Source organism: Methylobacterium sp. FF17, from assembly GCF_025813715.1.
In the GTDB taxonomy this organism is placed as follows: Bacteria; Pseudomonadota; Alphaproteobacteria; order Rhizobiales; family Beijerinckiaceae; genus Methylobacterium; species Methylobacterium flocculans.
On sequence record NZ_CP107532.1, the window covers coordinates 2295762 to 2308597 of the forward strand.

The 12836-nt window shown below is 69.7% G+C and carries 12 protein-coding genes; 6 read left to right on the plus strand and 6 right to left on the minus strand.

The genetic code is table 11. The annotated features are described in order from the left end of the window. Positions 1–191: 191 nt before the first annotated feature. A complete protein-coding gene (locus tag OF380_RS10590; protein ID WP_264050714.1) occupies positions 192–1427 on the plus strand; it encodes an App1 family protein in 1236 nt (411 codons plus the stop codon). A 10-nt stretch (positions 1428–1437) separates the two neighbouring features. After that, a complete protein-coding gene (locus OF380_RS10595) occupies positions 1438–1779 on the plus strand; it encodes a cupin domain-containing protein (protein ID WP_264050715.1) in 342 nt (113 codons plus the stop codon). A gap of 19 nt (positions 1780–1798) precedes the next feature. Here the strand turns inward: OF380_RS10595 and OF380_RS10600 are convergent, their stop codons facing one another. From OF380_RS10600 to OF380_RS10615, 4 genes are all read right to left on the minus strand, one after another. Then, positions 1799–2566 carry a TetR/AcrR family transcriptional regulator gene (locus OF380_RS10600; protein WP_404810611.1) on the minus strand — a complete coding sequence of 256 codons (768 nt, stop codon included), beginning with the start codon at positions 2564–2566 and terminating at the stop codon, positions 1799–1801. A 91-nt stretch (positions 2567–2657) separates the two neighbouring features. After that, positions 2658–3425 carry a pyrroline-5-carboxylate reductase gene (gene proC / locus OF380_RS10605; RefSeq protein ID WP_264051283.1) on the minus strand — a complete coding sequence of 256 codons (768 nt, stop codon included), beginning with the start codon at positions 3423–3425 and terminating at the stop codon, positions 2658–2660. A 47-nt stretch (positions 3426–3472) separates the two neighbouring features. Further along, positions 3473–3976: a type III secretion system chaperone family protein gene (locus tag OF380_RS10610; RefSeq protein WP_264050717.1), complete on the minus strand. Its 504-nt coding sequence runs from the start codon at positions 3974–3976 to the stop codon at positions 3473–3475. Positions 3977–4278: 302 nt separating this feature from the next. Then, complete coding sequence (locus tag OF380_RS10615) at positions 4279–4557, minus strand: accessory factor UbiK family protein (RefSeq protein ID WP_264050718.1); 279 nt, start codon at positions 4555–4557, stop codon at positions 4279–4281. 214 nt (positions 4558–4771) lie between these two features. Here OF380_RS10615 and OF380_RS10620 point away from each other — a divergent pair, with 214 nt between their 5' ends. Together OF380_RS10620 and OF380_RS10625 are read left to right on the plus strand one after the other, a co-directional pair. Then, positions 4772–5494 carry a response regulator gene (locus OF380_RS10620; protein ID WP_264050719.1) on the plus strand — a complete coding sequence of 241 codons (723 nt, stop codon included), beginning with the start codon at positions 4772–4774 and terminating at the stop codon, positions 5492–5494. 13 nt (positions 5495–5507) lie between these two features. Continuing rightward, the gene (locus tag OF380_RS10625; RefSeq protein ID WP_264050720.1) at positions 5508–6941 is read left to right on the plus strand and encodes an ATP-binding protein; all 1434 of its coding nucleotides are present in this window, start codon (positions 5508–5510) and stop codon (positions 6939–6941) included. Positions 6942–6993: 52 nt separating this feature from the next. Here OF380_RS10625 and OF380_RS10630 read toward each other — a convergent pair whose 3' ends face one another. Beyond that, on the minus strand, positions 6994–7650 hold the full coding sequence (locus OF380_RS10630) for a glutathione S-transferase family protein (protein ID WP_264050721.1): 657 nt from the start codon (positions 7648–7650) through the stop codon (positions 6994–6996). Between the two features lie 454 nt (positions 7651–8104). Between OF380_RS10630 and OF380_RS10635 the strand changes: the two genes are divergently transcribed. Together OF380_RS10635 and OF380_RS10640 are read left to right on the plus strand one after the other, a co-directional pair. After that, positions 8105–9319, plus strand: a complete 1215-nt coding sequence (locus OF380_RS10635; protein ID WP_264050722.1) for a polyhydroxyalkanoate depolymerase — start codon at positions 8105–8107, stop codon at positions 9317–9319. Positions 9320–9753: 434 nt separating this feature from the next. Beyond that, positions 9754–10800 carry a hypothetical protein gene (locus OF380_RS10640; protein ID WP_264050723.1) on the plus strand — a complete coding sequence of 349 codons (1047 nt, stop codon included), beginning with the start codon at positions 9754–9756 and terminating at the stop codon, positions 10798–10800. 166 nt (positions 10801–10966) lie between these two features. Here OF380_RS10640 and OF380_RS10645 read toward each other — a convergent pair whose 3' ends face one another. Next, positions 10967–12730 carry an ABC transporter ATP-binding protein gene (locus tag OF380_RS10645; RefSeq protein WP_264050724.1) on the minus strand — a complete coding sequence of 588 codons (1764 nt, stop codon included), beginning with the start codon at positions 12728–12730 and terminating at the stop codon, positions 10967–10969. Positions 12731–12836: the final 106 nt, after the last annotated feature.

Genomic DNA, 12836 nt, shown 5'->3' on the forward strand with positions numbered 1-12836 from the left:
CCCACCCCGGAACGCAGGGTGCCGGCGTGAACCGGGGAGCGGGGGCCGGGTTCCGTCCGCGCGACGGCTTGGCGCGCCCGGTCCACAGCTCCGTGATCGTCCTGTCGTCCGGTGGCGCGACGGGCCGAACCTTCGTCGGCCCCGAGCATTGAACCCGCACGAGCGAGGCCGCAACCGATGACGACGAACCGATGACCACGCGACGGGGAACCGCCCGCCTCGCCAAGGGCGCCCTGCGTGCCCTGCGGCTCCTCGCCAAGCCCGTACGCCGGTCCCAGGGCAAGGCCGGAACGGTGGTCGAGACCTATCGCGGCTACGGCTCGCGCGACGAGGTCTTCCTGATCGGCCGGGTGTTCCGTCAGTCGCAGCGGGCCGCCACCGGGGCGGACGAAGGCTGGGCGGCGGAACTGCGCGACATCCGGCGGCGCATCACCCGCCGCTCGGTGGCGGGCGCGGTGCTCACCGCGCGGTTCTTCGGTTGCACCGAGGAGGTCGTGACCGACCGGGACGGCTACTTCCGGGTCCACCTCCACCCCCGCCTGCCCAGCCCTCCCGAGGCCTCCTGGCACACGATGGAACTCGACCTCGCCGGGCCGGAGCCCGTGCGTGCGAAGGGCCGGGTCTTCATCCCCTCCGCGCAGTGCCGGCGGGTGATCATCAGCGACATCGACGACACGATCATGCACACGGGCGTCGCCAACAAGCTCAAGATGCTCTGGCGCCTATTCGTGGAAGATGCCGAAAATCGCGTCGCCTTCCCGGGCGCCGCGGCCCTGTACCGGGCGCTCTATGCCGGCCCGTGCGGCGCGGAGGGCAACCCGATGCTCTACGTCTCGCGCGCGCCGTGGGGCCTCTACGACATGCTGAGCGAATTCTTCGCCATGCACCGGATCCCGGTGGGGCCGGTCATGTTCCTGCGCGAATGGGGTCTCTCCTGGACGCGCCCGCTGCCGCGCCGGGCCGAGGACCACAAGCGCGAGCTGATCGAGCGCATGCTGACGCTCTACCACGACCTGCCCTTCATCCTCATCGGCGACAGCGGACAGCACGATCCCGAGGTCTACGGCCAGATCGTCGCCGCCCATCCCGGCCGGGTCGCGGCGGTCTACATCCGCAACGTCTCGCGCGGGGCGGATCGGGTCCACGAGATTGCGCTCCTGGCCGAAGCCGTGGAGGCCGCCGGCAGCAGCTTGGTCCTCGCCGCGGACAGCCTCGCCATGGCCGAGCACGCCGCCGACCACGGCTTCATCGACCGCGCCGCCGTGGCCGAGGTCGCCCGCGAGTGGAACGCGGACGGCACGGTCCGCGAGGCGCGGGCTCGCCCCGACCGCCTGCCGGCGCAGGCCCTGCGCGACGTCCTCGGCGGAGCGGGGGCGACGCCGCCGACCGTGATCGTGGAACCGGCGCGACCGGATCCGCCGGCCTGAGGCTCGCCGGATGACCGTCGCCAACCTGCTCGCCGATCTTCCCGACGCCTCGGCCGGTGAGGTTTTTACCGAACTCCTGGCGCGTTCCGGATGCCGGATCGAGCGCATCGTCTCACACGGGCAGACCACGCCCGCCGAGCAGCCCTACCGGCAGGACCATGACGAGTGGGTGCTGCTGCTCGCGGGCGCGGCGCGCGTGGCGATGCAGGGCACCGAAACCGTGCTGGGAGCGGGCGACCACCTGTTCATCCCGGCCGGCACCGTTCACCGCGTGACCTTCACCGCTCCCGATCGACCCACGATCTGGCTCGCGGTCCATCTCGGCGAGGGGGCGGCCGCGACGGAACCCTAGGGGCCCGTCGCGCCGGTCTTCAGATCGCCGCCGCCGGGTCGCCGCCGAGCGGGTTGCCCGCATCCTCGTTGCGAGTGTCCTCCGGGGGGCGCCCTCGGCGCGAGCGGTTGCCGCGCTCCAGCAGCGAGCGGCCGAGCGCCAGGAACGGAGCAGTCAGGCGGCGGGCATCGTCGGCGCGCTCCATGAAGCGCTCGCCGTTGCGGATTTCCTTGTCGAGGCGGGCCATGGTGCGGGCGAGCGCCGGGTCGTCGTCGTCGAGCCAGACCTCCACCGTGCGGGCGAAGGCGATGACCACACCCTGCAGCTTCAGGCGGCCGAGCGGCCCCTCGGTGTTGATGCCGGCGGCCGCGAGCATGAAGCGATGCGAGTTCAGGGCGACGCCGTTCAGCGCCAGCATCGAGAGCGGATCGCCGCGCAGGGCGTAGGAGATCCGGCGCAGGGCGTCCTTGTAGGGCGTCATCGCGTCGAGGCGGCGCATCAGCACGTCGAACAGGCGCTCGCGGCTGGGCTCGTCAGCCAGATCCGAGGTGTCGCCCTCCAGCACGGCCCGGTCGATGATGCGGGACAGGCCCCCGAGCACCGCGCCCTTCGAAGGGAAGAGCTCGCGGAACTCGGCCAGGCTGAGGCCCGCCTCACGGGCGATGTCACCGATCTCGATGTCGTTCCAGGGCTGTTCGGCGGCGAGCCGCATCAGCGCCTCGACGGCGGCCTCGCGCGGCGGAATTGTCTTGGCGGTGGCGGCGGGCGCCTCCGTGGGCGGGGTCTCGGAGGTGGTCGCGTCGGGCATGTCGGTGCCGGGGCGTTTGGCCATGGTCGTTCGATCCTCGTCCAATCTGGCCCCCATGTAGGGTCGGGGGACCGCATCGGTTAGGTCCGGCCTAGCCAGACAGCGCGCCGGCGCGGCGTCGGGCCGCGTCCACGGCCTCGCGCATCAGGTCGGGCAGGCCGCCCGCGCGCATCAGCACCGCCAGGGCCTCGGCGGTGGTGCCGCCCGGCGAGGTGACGTCCTGGCGCAGCAGGCCGGCGTCGCGGGGATTGGCCTCGAGGAGCGCGCCGGCGCCCGCGACCGTGGAGCGGGCAAGCCGCGCCGCCATCTCGGGCGGCAGCCCGGCCGCGACGCCGGCCTGCGCCATGACTTCGGCCAGCAGGAAGACGTAGGCCGGGCCGGAGCCCGAGACGGCGGTGAGCGCGTCGATCAGCCCCTCGTCGTCAAGCCATTCCACGAGGCCGACGCTGGCGAGCAGGGCGTCGGCCTGCGCCCGCTGTCGCGGGGCCACCTCCGCGCTCGCCACGGCGCCGGTGGCGCCCCGGCCGATGCTGGCGGGCAGGTTGGGCATCGCCCGGACGATGGCGCGGGCGCCGGGCAGGCGCTCGCGCAGGTTGGCCACGGTCTTGCCCGCCAGGATCGAGATCACCAGGGTGTCGGGGCCGACGAGGGGGGCGAGGGCGGGGGCTGCCGCCTCGAGGCCCTGCGGCTTCATGGCCAGCACCAGGACCTCCGTCACCGGGGGGGCGTCGGGATTGAGGGCGAGGCCGCGTTCGGCGCAGAGCCCCCGCATCTCAGGCGAGGCCTGCGGGTCGAGGATCGTGGTGCGGCTCGCGTCGAGCCCGCCCGCGAGCCAGCCGGCGAGCATGGCGCCGCCCATCTTGCCGGCGCCCACGAGGGTGAGGGAGGCGGGGAGGGCGGCGGTGCTCACGCCTCGCCTTCGGTCTCGAACAGCACGGCGTCCAGAGCCTCGCGGGCCGGCTTGCCCGCCCAGAGCACGAACTGGAACGCCTGATAGTAGCGCTCGCAGGCATCGACGGCGGATTTCAGCATCATCGTGCATTGCCCCTGCGTCGGGGCCGCGCCGCCGGTCAGCAGCAGGGAGTGGCGGAACATCACCACGTTGTCCGTCGACCAGAGGTCGAAATGCCCGACCCACAGCTGCTCGTTGACGAGCGAGACCAGCTTGAGGATCTCGGTGCGGCGGCGCTCCGGGACCTTGAGGTCGAAGGCGGAGGCGACGTGCAGCGCCTCCACATCCTCGATCCAGGTGAAGGCGACGTGGTAATCGGCCCAGCGCCCGGCGACCGAGACCGACATCTCGTCCGTCTCGGCCCGGTCGAAGATCCAGTCGCGCAGCGACGCGAGGCGCTCGACGATGTCGAGGGGGTGCTCGTGCCGGTCGTGATCTTCGATGTGGAGTTGGGTCATGGCGGTCCAATGTGTCGATCCGGGCAGGATCGGCGAAGTCGTTGTGAACGTCGGTCGATCGACCGGGACGCCATGTTCCGAACCCGACCCAAGCACATCCGGGACCGGACGCGTCGAGCGGCGATTCTGTTCGGTCCAGGGCGGTTCGGGTCGAGGGCGAATCAGGTCATGACCCACTATAGACCGCGCCGGACTCGCGTTTCAAAGCGAACCGCGAACCCGGTGAACAGGAAAGCGACCGTCCACCGTTCCTTCCTGTGTACAAGAGCCCCGCCCCTGGTGCCGCGCGAATCGCCCTTGAATCAGATGGCCTCGCTCGTTCCGGCCGCCGGCTCGGAGCCGAGCTTCGCCTCCAGCGCCGTGATCCGGGCCGCCAGCGCATCGTTCTGGCTGCGCAGGGCGGTGACGAGGTCGCGCAGCACGTCCAGCTCCTCGCGGGACGCGATGTCCATGTCGCGGATCAGCCGCTCGATCTGGGCCTTGAACACCGTCTCCGCCTCGCGGCGCACGCCCTGCGCCGCTCCGGCGGCGTCGGTCATCAGGCGGGCGAAATCGTCGAACAGCCGGTTCGAGCCTTGCATCGTCGTCTCCCGCAGCAGTGAGGCCGCCATCCGTCCGTGACGGCCACGGGGCCGGCGCCTTGCGACCCGACATAGGAATCCGTGCGCGCGCCGGCAATCCATGATGCCGTGGTGTTTCCGGTATTCTCGGGGGCGGCGCCGCGAAACAGGCGGTTACAAATTCCGGTCGCGGCGGCTCTACGAAGAACCCGCCGGGCGGGTCATAGTCACGGCCATGACGACCACCCCCCACCCCCACATCCTCCTCGTGGAGGATGACCGCGAGATCAGTGCCCTCATCGCCCGCTACCTCAGGGCCAACGAGTGCCGCGTCAGTCTCGCGGGCGACGGCGTCGCCATGGACAAGGTCCTCGCCGATGCCCGCGTCGACCTCCTGGTCCTGGATCTGATGCTCCCGGGCGAGGACGGCCTGAGCCTGTGTCGGCGCCTGCGCGCCACATCTCGCATCCCGATCCTGATGCTGACCGCCAAGGCCGAGGAGATCGATCGGATCGTCGGCCTCGAGATCGGAGCGGACGATTATCTCGGCAAGCCCTTCAACCCCCGCGAGCTCCTCGCGCGCATCCGCGCCATCCTGCGGCGGGGGGGCGGGACGGAGGCCGAGACGGAGGAAGGCGTGCGCCGCCTGCACTTCCTCGGCTGGACCCTCGACGTCTCCCTGCGCCAGCTCCTCAGCCCGGAGGAGGCCCGCATCGCCATCACGGGGGCGGAGTTCGATCTGCTCCACGCGCTCTGCCTGCGCCCGGGCCGGGTGCTCTCGCGCGACCAGCTCCTCGACCTGACGCAGGGGCGGGCCGCCGGGCCGTTCGAGCGCAGCATCGACGTCCTGATCAGCCGCATCCGGCAGAAGATCGAGCCGGATTCGCGCAACCCCGAGATCATCCGTACCATCCGTTCGGGGGGCTACCTCTTCACGCCTGAGGTCACGCGCACATGACGGTCACGCGGACATGAAGTCCCGCCTGCGCGCCTTGAAGCCGTCGAGCGTCGGCGGCCAGATCGCCCTGCTCATCGTCGCTGCGGTGGTGCTCACCCACGCCCTCGCGACCCTGGCCTTCTTCACCCTTCGCGAGCCCTGGCGGCCGGACGACCATCCGGGTGTGGCCGCGACCCGTCTCGCCACGGTCGCCCGGCTCCTCGACGCCGCCGCCGCGGCCGACCGTCCGACGCTGCTCGCCAACGCCGCCCGGATGCTGCCGACCCTGCGCCTCCAGGCCTGGGACGGCAGCCTTCCCGAGGCCGGCGGCGCCGGCACCGCCGGCGGCGACCGGATCGGCGACCATCCCATGGTCCAGCGCCTGCGCGACGGGTTCGGGCGGCCGCTCGCCGTCACCGACCTGTGGTCGGCCGGACGGCCCGCGGACGCGGCCTCGGGGGTTCGGGTCGGCATGACGACGCCGGGCGGCGCGCGGCTCTCGGCCCTGGTGCCGGACGACGACCGGCCCCCGATGCGCCAGGGCGCCGTCATCTTCACCTTCGTGTTCCTGGCCGTGGCCGTCTCGCTGATCTCGCTCTGGGCCACCCGGGCGCTGACCGCCCCCCTGGCGCGCCTCGTGGAGGCCGCGGACGAGTTCGGCACCCGCATGAACCTCGTGGACCTGCCCCAGAACGGGCCGCGCGAGGTGGTGGCCCTGTCCCGCGCCCTCGACCGGATGCGCGCCCGCGTGCGCCGCCTCGTCGATGACCGCACGCAGATGCTGGCCGCCATCAGCCACGACCTGCGCACGCCCATCACCCGCCTGCGCCTGCGCGCCGAGTTCATCGAGGACGACCACGCCCGCGCCATGACCCTGCGCGACCTCGACCAGATGAACGGCCTGGTGGAGGCGGCCCTGTCCTTCGTGCGGGACGGCCAGAGCCCGGAGGCGGGCAGGACGGCGACCCGGACGCTGATCGACCTCGCCTCCGTGGTGCAGACCGTCGCCGACGCCTTTGCGGATATCGGGGCCGACGTCCGGGTCGCCGAGACCCGCCACGTGCTGGTCCAGGGCCGGCCGGAGGAGCTGCAGCGCGCGATCATGAACCTCGTCGACAACGCGGTGAAGTACGGCGGTCTCGCCCGCCTCGCGGTGCTGCAGACCGAGCAGGGCGTGGCCGTCGAGGTCAGCGACGACGGACCCGGCATTCCTGAGGCGGAGCGGGAGATGATGCTCCAGCCCTTCGTGCGCGGCGACCGGGCGCGCAACCTCGACACGGCGAGCGGGTTCGGCCTCGGCCTCTCCATCGTGTCGGCCATCGTCGATGCGCATGGGGGCCGCTTCACCCTGCGCAACCGGAGCCCGCGCGGCCTGACGGCCCGGATCGACCTGCCGCGTGCGGCCGCCCACCCGGCCGCCCCCCAGGATTCGGCGGCGAACGCCGCCCACCGCCCCGCCGCCGCCTGATCCCGCCGCTCGGACGTGCGCGGAGGTCGCGCGGGGAAGCCGGTGGGGCGGATCAGAACTCCATGTCGAGTTCCTCGATCTCGTCGGGCTCACGCGCGGCGTCGGACGCCCATTCCTGCATCGGCGGCCAGGCCAGCATGGTGTCGCGGTAGAGCGCCGTCTTGCGCGACAGGGCGACGTCGTAGGTGCGGAAGCGCGAACAGACGGGCGCGAACATCGCGTCGGCGAGGCTCGGCGTCGCGCCGAACAGGAACGGCCCGTCGTACCGGGTCAGGCACTCGTCCACGATGGTGATGACCCGCTCGATGTCGCCGCGCGCGCCGTTGAAGATCTTGAAGTTGGTGTGGCGCGCCTTGAGGTTCATCGGCAGGGCCGAGCGCAGGTTGATGAAGCCGCCATGCATCTCCCCCGAGATCGAGCGGCAATGGGCACGGGCCACGGCGTCGCGCGGCAGGAACCCCGCCTCGGGCCGGATCTCGTTGAGGTACTGGGCAATGGCCAGGGTGTCCCAGACGATGATCTCGCCGTGGACGAGGCGCGGGACGAGGAACGAGGGCGAGAGGTGTAGGAGCTCGGCCCGGGTGGAGGCGTCGTTGCCGGAGAGGAGCTCGGTCTCGAAATCCAGGCCCGCCATCCGGCAGACCAGCCAGCCCCGCAGCGACCAGGACGAGTAGTTGCGACTTGAGATGGTGAGCGTCGCCGCAGGCATGTTCCCCTCCCTGAGGTCTTCACGTTCGAGTGAGTGAGACCTGCCTTGATGATCGAAGCGCGCGCCGCGCGATCCGAGACTCGTCATCCGAGATCTTTGATCCAGGACTCACCGTGATCCAAGACTCATGCCGTCGCCGCGGGAGGATACGCAGGATGTTTCCGGTTGGCGACGCCCGCACCGGCGCGGAAGGGACCTTTTCTCCGGACCTGGCGATTAACGTTTCCCCACCCCGGGCCGCCGCGCGTCCGCCGGCCCGGTTCCTCTCACCCAGAAGCGCGTTCCTTTTCCGGTGATGTATACGCACAACAGCCGCAGGATATCACACGTTAAGCCCGTTGCGTCCCAGAGCCACCTGCCGCAGCGTAGCGCCCCGTCGTCGGCCCCCGGCCGGTGCACCCGTCCATCGCGGGCGTTTCCTTGGTCTGACCGTTCGCGCAGGAGTTCGGGTTGCATGCTGTATCGCGCATTCGATGCCCAGTCGGATCTGGCTGAGCAGACGCGGGCCTGGGGGCGGGTCGTCCACGACGCGATCTCGCCCTGGACCGCCGCCGGCTTCCGGGAACCGCTGAGCTGGTGGTCCGCCGGTGCCCGGATGATGATGCGTGCCGGCCTCACCTTCACGCGCCCGGCCTACGGCATCGACAGCGTCACCGTGGGCAACCGCGAGGTGCCGGTGACCGAGGAGGCCGCCTTCGCCACGCCCTTCGGCACCTTGCTGCGATTCAAGAAGGACATCGAGACCGAGCAGCCGCGCGTCCTCGTGGTGGCGCCGCTCTCGGGGCACTTCGCCACCCTGCTGCGTGGCACGGTGCGGACCCTGCTGCCGGACCACGACGTCTACATCACGGACTGGCACAATGCCCGTGACGTGCCGCTGAGCGCCGGGGCCTTCGGGTTCGACGATTACGTGAACCACCTCGTGCAGTTCCTCGGCGCGATCGGGGAGGGGGCCCACCTCGTCGCCGTCTGCCAGCCGGCGGTCCAGGCCCTCGCCGCTGCCGCCGTCATGGCCGAGTCGAAGGACGTCGCCCATCCGCGCAGCATGACGCTGATGGCGGGACCGGTGGATTGCCGGGTCAGCCCGACCTCGGTGAACCACCTCGCCACCTCGAAGCCGATCGCGTGGTTCGAGAAGAACCTCATCGCCACCGTTCCGGACCGCCACAAGGGCGCCGGCCGGCGGGTCTATCCCGGCTTCATGCAGGTCTCGGCCTTCGTCTCGATGAACGCCAAGCGCCACGTGCAGGGCCATGCCGATCTGTTCTGGCACCTTGCCAACGGAGAGGCCGAGAAGGCACGCCAGATCGAGGGATTCTACGATGAGTATTTCGCCGTGCTCGACCTGGCGGCGGAGTTCTACATCGAGACGGTCAAGACCGTGTTTCAGGATTATACGCTCGCCAAGAACGAACTGACCTATCGCGGCGACCCGATCGACATGCGGGCGATCCGCAAGACGGCACTGATGACGGTCGAGGGCGAGCGCGACGACATCTGCGCGGTCGGGCAGACCATGGCGGCCCACGACCTCTGCACCAGCCTGCCCCACCACATGAAGAGCCACCATCTCCAGGCCGGCGTAGGCCATTACGGCGTGTTCTCGGGCCGGAAGTGGGAGAGCCAGACCTACCCGCTGGTCCGCAACTTCATCCAGTCGCACAACTGATACGGCGTCCGGTTGATGGGTTCACAGGGTCGAGACGGCTGACGCGGGTCCCCGCTCTTTCACGAGAGGGAGCACGTTGCAGGCGCGGCCCCGAAGCGACGAGCCGGAGGTATGGGGACGTCCCTCGTCCCGGCACCGGCGCGCAGTCTCATCGCCGCGGTTGACGGATGGGTCGTCCGCCTCGCCCGCGCGATAAATGCGCCGACGACGTCGGGTCCTGCGCGACTCACGGTTCCAGGTTCCGGCTTCACCGGAGCACGCCGGTCCGTCGACCTGTCCTCATACGCTTCATCGATTCTTCGCCGTGAATGGATGACGTGTCTGGATAATTCAGAGAACAACAGTCGGTCGGAACAGAAATTCAATATCCGTCTCCTAATGCGAGGTTCTGGTCAGCGCCTCTGCGTGACCGGTTTCCCGGATGAGACTCGACCATGAAGTGTGGACTGCTGACTTTCGCCCTGCTGGCCTCCTTCGCCATACCCGCAGACGCCAAGGACTATGCGCTTCCCGTAAAGAGTCCGGCCGTAACACTGACGCTGCCCGACAACTGGAACGTCAGTGCGGAAGGAAACGAGATCAATTCTGTCGCCTCTGACGGCTACTTGGTCTTCAACATCGCTTACGGGGATCGGTCCGACGTCGAAACCCTGCTGAAGGACAGCAAGGCCTACCTGAAGAAGGCAAAGGTCAACCTGAACATCAAGCCGGTCGCGGTGACGCTGGATGTCGCCGGCAGCCCGGCCCGGGTCCAGCGCTACGTCACCACCGCCGGCTCCGAGAAGACCATCGTGGATTTCGTGACCGTTGACGCCAGCCGCGACCGAATCGTGCTGATCACCATCTGGGGCACGAAGGACGAGCGCGAGGCGAACGAGGCCGCCCTCTCGGCGGTCATGGGCAGCATCAAGGTTCCGGCGGATACGGGTTCGGCCAAGTCCAGTTTCTGGTCGGGCGGCGCCGCACCGGTGGCCGAGGCCCCGAAGACGGTTGCGAGCGACAAGATTGCGGCAGCCGAGAAGGCGCCGGCGAGCGAGGCCCCGGTTGCCCCGGCGCAAGCCCCGACGCCGCTGCGCGTGCCGAGGAACCTGTTCGTCACCGAAAAGGCGGACGGCTTCGGATCGTACACGACGCGCGCCTCGAACACGTTCGGAAAGAACGAGCGGATCCTGACCTATCTCGAGGCCACCGGCGCGACGCTGGTTCCCGTCGAGGGCGGCAAGCTGCGCTTCGGCTATGCCATCGACGTCGATGTCCGGAGCCCGCAGGGCGAGATCCTGTGGGGCAAGAAGGGCGTCATCGACCAGGATCTCGTGGTCGATGCGAGCGACCTCCTGAACGGCCAGCCGAAGTTCTTCATGAACTACGATCTGGCGGTCTCGGATATTCCGGCGGGCACTTACGTCCTCGGCTTCTCGGCTCGGGACAAGCGCTCGGACCGCTCCATCTCCACCGAGCAGACCTTCGTCGTCTCACCCTGAACCGCGCACGCGGCGGATCGGCGTCCGAGGAACGCCCGTTCCCTCGGGTGCCGAGGCCTTCGGGAGGATCACGCACGCACCCTGACGCGCCCCGGTGCGTGGGGCGGCGTCGTCTCGAAGGCCCGCGACGGCCCCAGACCAGCGCCCGGTTTCCGTATCGGCGGGATCAGGCGGCGGCCAGCGCCATCGACATCGATTCCTTCTTCATCAACTCGCGGTAGAAGCCGTCGAGATGGGTCAGCTTGTCCGGGGAGCCGTCCTGGATGATGCGTCCGCCCTCCAGCACCACGATCCGATCGAAATCCCTGAGGGTCGAGAGGCGGTGTGCGATCGCGATGACGGTGCGGCCCTTCATCAGGTTGGCGAGCGCGTGGCGGATCGCCTCCTCGGATTCCGCGTCGAGGGCCGAGGTGGCCTCGTCGAGGAGCAGGATCGGCGAATCCTTCAGGATGGCGCGCGCGATGGCGATGCGCTGGCGCTGCCCGCCCGAGAGCTTCACGCCCCGGTCGCCCACGATGGTGTCGAAGCCTTCCGGCAGCGCCTCGATAAAATCGGTGCAATGGGCGGCGGCGGCGGCCTTCCAGACATCCTCGTCGGACGCGTCGGGCCGGCCGTAGCGGATGTTCTCCCGCAGGGTGCGGTGGAACATCGAGACATCCTGCGGAACCACCGTGATGGCCTCCCGCAACGATTCCTGCGTCACGCGCTGGATGTCCTGGCCGTTGATGAGAATGCGGCCGCCCTGGGCGTCGTAGAAGCGCTGGAGCAGGGAGAACAGGGTCGACTTGCCGCCCCCCGACTTGCCCACGAGACCCACCCGCTGGCCGGGCTTGAGGACGAGGTCGAAGTCGGTGAATACGCTGCGCCCGTCCGGGTAGGCGAAGGCGACGTGGTCGAACGTGATCTCGGCGCCGGTGCCCGAGAGCGGCTCCGCCTCCGGGTGGTCGATGAGGTCGTGCGGCTGCAGCAGAGTGTGGAGCGCCTCCGAGAGGCGGGCGGTGTGCTGGGTCGCATCGACCAGGGCGACCGCGAGGTCGCGGGTGGCGGCCAGGATGCGGATGCCGAGGGTGCAGACGAGGACCACCTGGCCGTTCGTCGCCTGCCCCGCCTCCCACATGGTGATGGCCCAGTAGAGCAGGCCGAGCACCGCGAACACGGTGAGGATGGCGTGCACGATGCGCAGCTTCTCGAGGTAGAGCAGCGAGGAGCGGCGCGAGCGCATTTCCCGCCCGATCGTGCCGTCGAACCGGGTATATTCGCGCTTGAAGGCCGAGAAGGCGCGCACCAGGGGCATGTTGCCCACGAGGTCGACCATCTCGCCGTCGACCGAGGCCGCCTTCGCGGCGAAGTCGTGGTGGAGCGGCTTGCCGGCTGCCGCCATCTTGAACATCAGCACCACGACGGCGGCGAAGATGCCGGCGAGCACCAGCGCCATCGTGAGGTTGACGGTACCGATATAGAGGATCGAGCCGAAGGCCGCGACGCAGGGCGGCATCACGTTGAACACGAACATGTTCTCGACCGTGAAGATCGCGTTCGAGGTCGCGGTGATGCGCGAGGCCAGGGTGCCGGGCTGGCGGTCGGCGAAGAACGAGGGCGAGTGCCCGGTCATGTGGCGGAACAGGTCGCGGCGGATGTCGCCCGTGACCCCAACGAAGGTGAAGGAGCCCACCAGGCTCGCCACGCGCCAGAGCATGTTGTCGGCGGCGATGAAGGCGATGAGGACCGCGAGCGCACCCCAGATCAGGCCGGCATCCGGCCCCTTGCTCAGGGCATCGACCACGCCCTTGAGCGCGTAGTCCGTGCTCACGGAGAAGCCGACGGCGCCGAGCACCGCACACAGGATCACGGCATGCGGCAGGGCGCGCCGGCGCAGATAGCGTCCTACGAAGGCGAACGGCCGATCGGCATAGGCGCAGAGGTCTTCCATCTCGGTGACCGTCCCGGTTTCGCGTATCCACCCGCTGGCGGGCGAACAGACCTCTAATAAAGAGTCCTCGCGGACCCTGGTTTCCCGTGCGCGTCAGCGACGGAAG

Excerpts from the sequence above, each read along its gene's own strand:
- OF380_RS10590 (WP_264050714.1), top strand. The coding sequence starts at position 192 with ATGACCACGCGACGGGGAACCGCCCGCCTCGCCAAGGGCGCCCTGCGT.
- OF380_RS10595 (WP_264050715.1), top strand. The coding sequence starts at position 1,438 with ATGACCGTCGCCAACCTGCTCGCCGATCTTCCCGACGCCTCGGCCGGT.
- OF380_RS10600 (WP_404810611.1), bottom strand. The coding sequence starts at position 2,566 with ATGCCCGACGCGACCACCTCCGAGACCCCGCCCACGGAGGCGCCCGCC.
- proC (WP_264051283.1), bottom strand. The coding sequence starts at position 3,425 with ATGGGCGGCGCCATGCTCGCCGGCTGGCTCGCGGGCGGGCTCGACGCG.
- OF380_RS10610 (WP_264050717.1), bottom strand. The coding sequence starts at position 3,976 with ATGACCCAACTCCACATCGAAGATCACGACCGGCACGAGCACCCCCTC.
- OF380_RS10615 (WP_264050718.1), bottom strand. The coding sequence starts at position 4,557 with ATGCAAGGCTCGAACCGGCTGTTCGACGATTTCGCCCGCCTGATGACC.
- OF380_RS10620 (WP_264050719.1), top strand. The coding sequence starts at position 4,772 with ATGACGACCACCCCCCACCCCCACATCCTCCTCGTGGAGGATGACCGC.
- OF380_RS10625 (WP_264050720.1), top strand. The coding sequence starts at position 5,508 with ATGAAGTCCCGCCTGCGCGCCTTGAAGCCGTCGAGCGTCGGCGGCCAG.
- OF380_RS10630 (WP_264050721.1), bottom strand. The coding sequence starts at position 7,650 with ATGCCTGCGGCGACGCTCACCATCTCAAGTCGCAACTACTCGTCCTGG.
- OF380_RS10635 (WP_264050722.1), top strand. The coding sequence starts at position 8,105 with ATGCTGTATCGCGCATTCGATGCCCAGTCGGATCTGGCTGAGCAGACG.
- OF380_RS10640 (WP_264050723.1), top strand. The coding sequence starts at position 9,754 with ATGAAGTGTGGACTGCTGACTTTCGCCCTGCTGGCCTCCTTCGCCATA.
- OF380_RS10645 (WP_264050724.1), bottom strand. The coding sequence starts at position 12,730 with ATGGAAGACCTCTGCGCCTATGCCGATCGGCCGTTCGCCTTCGTAGGA.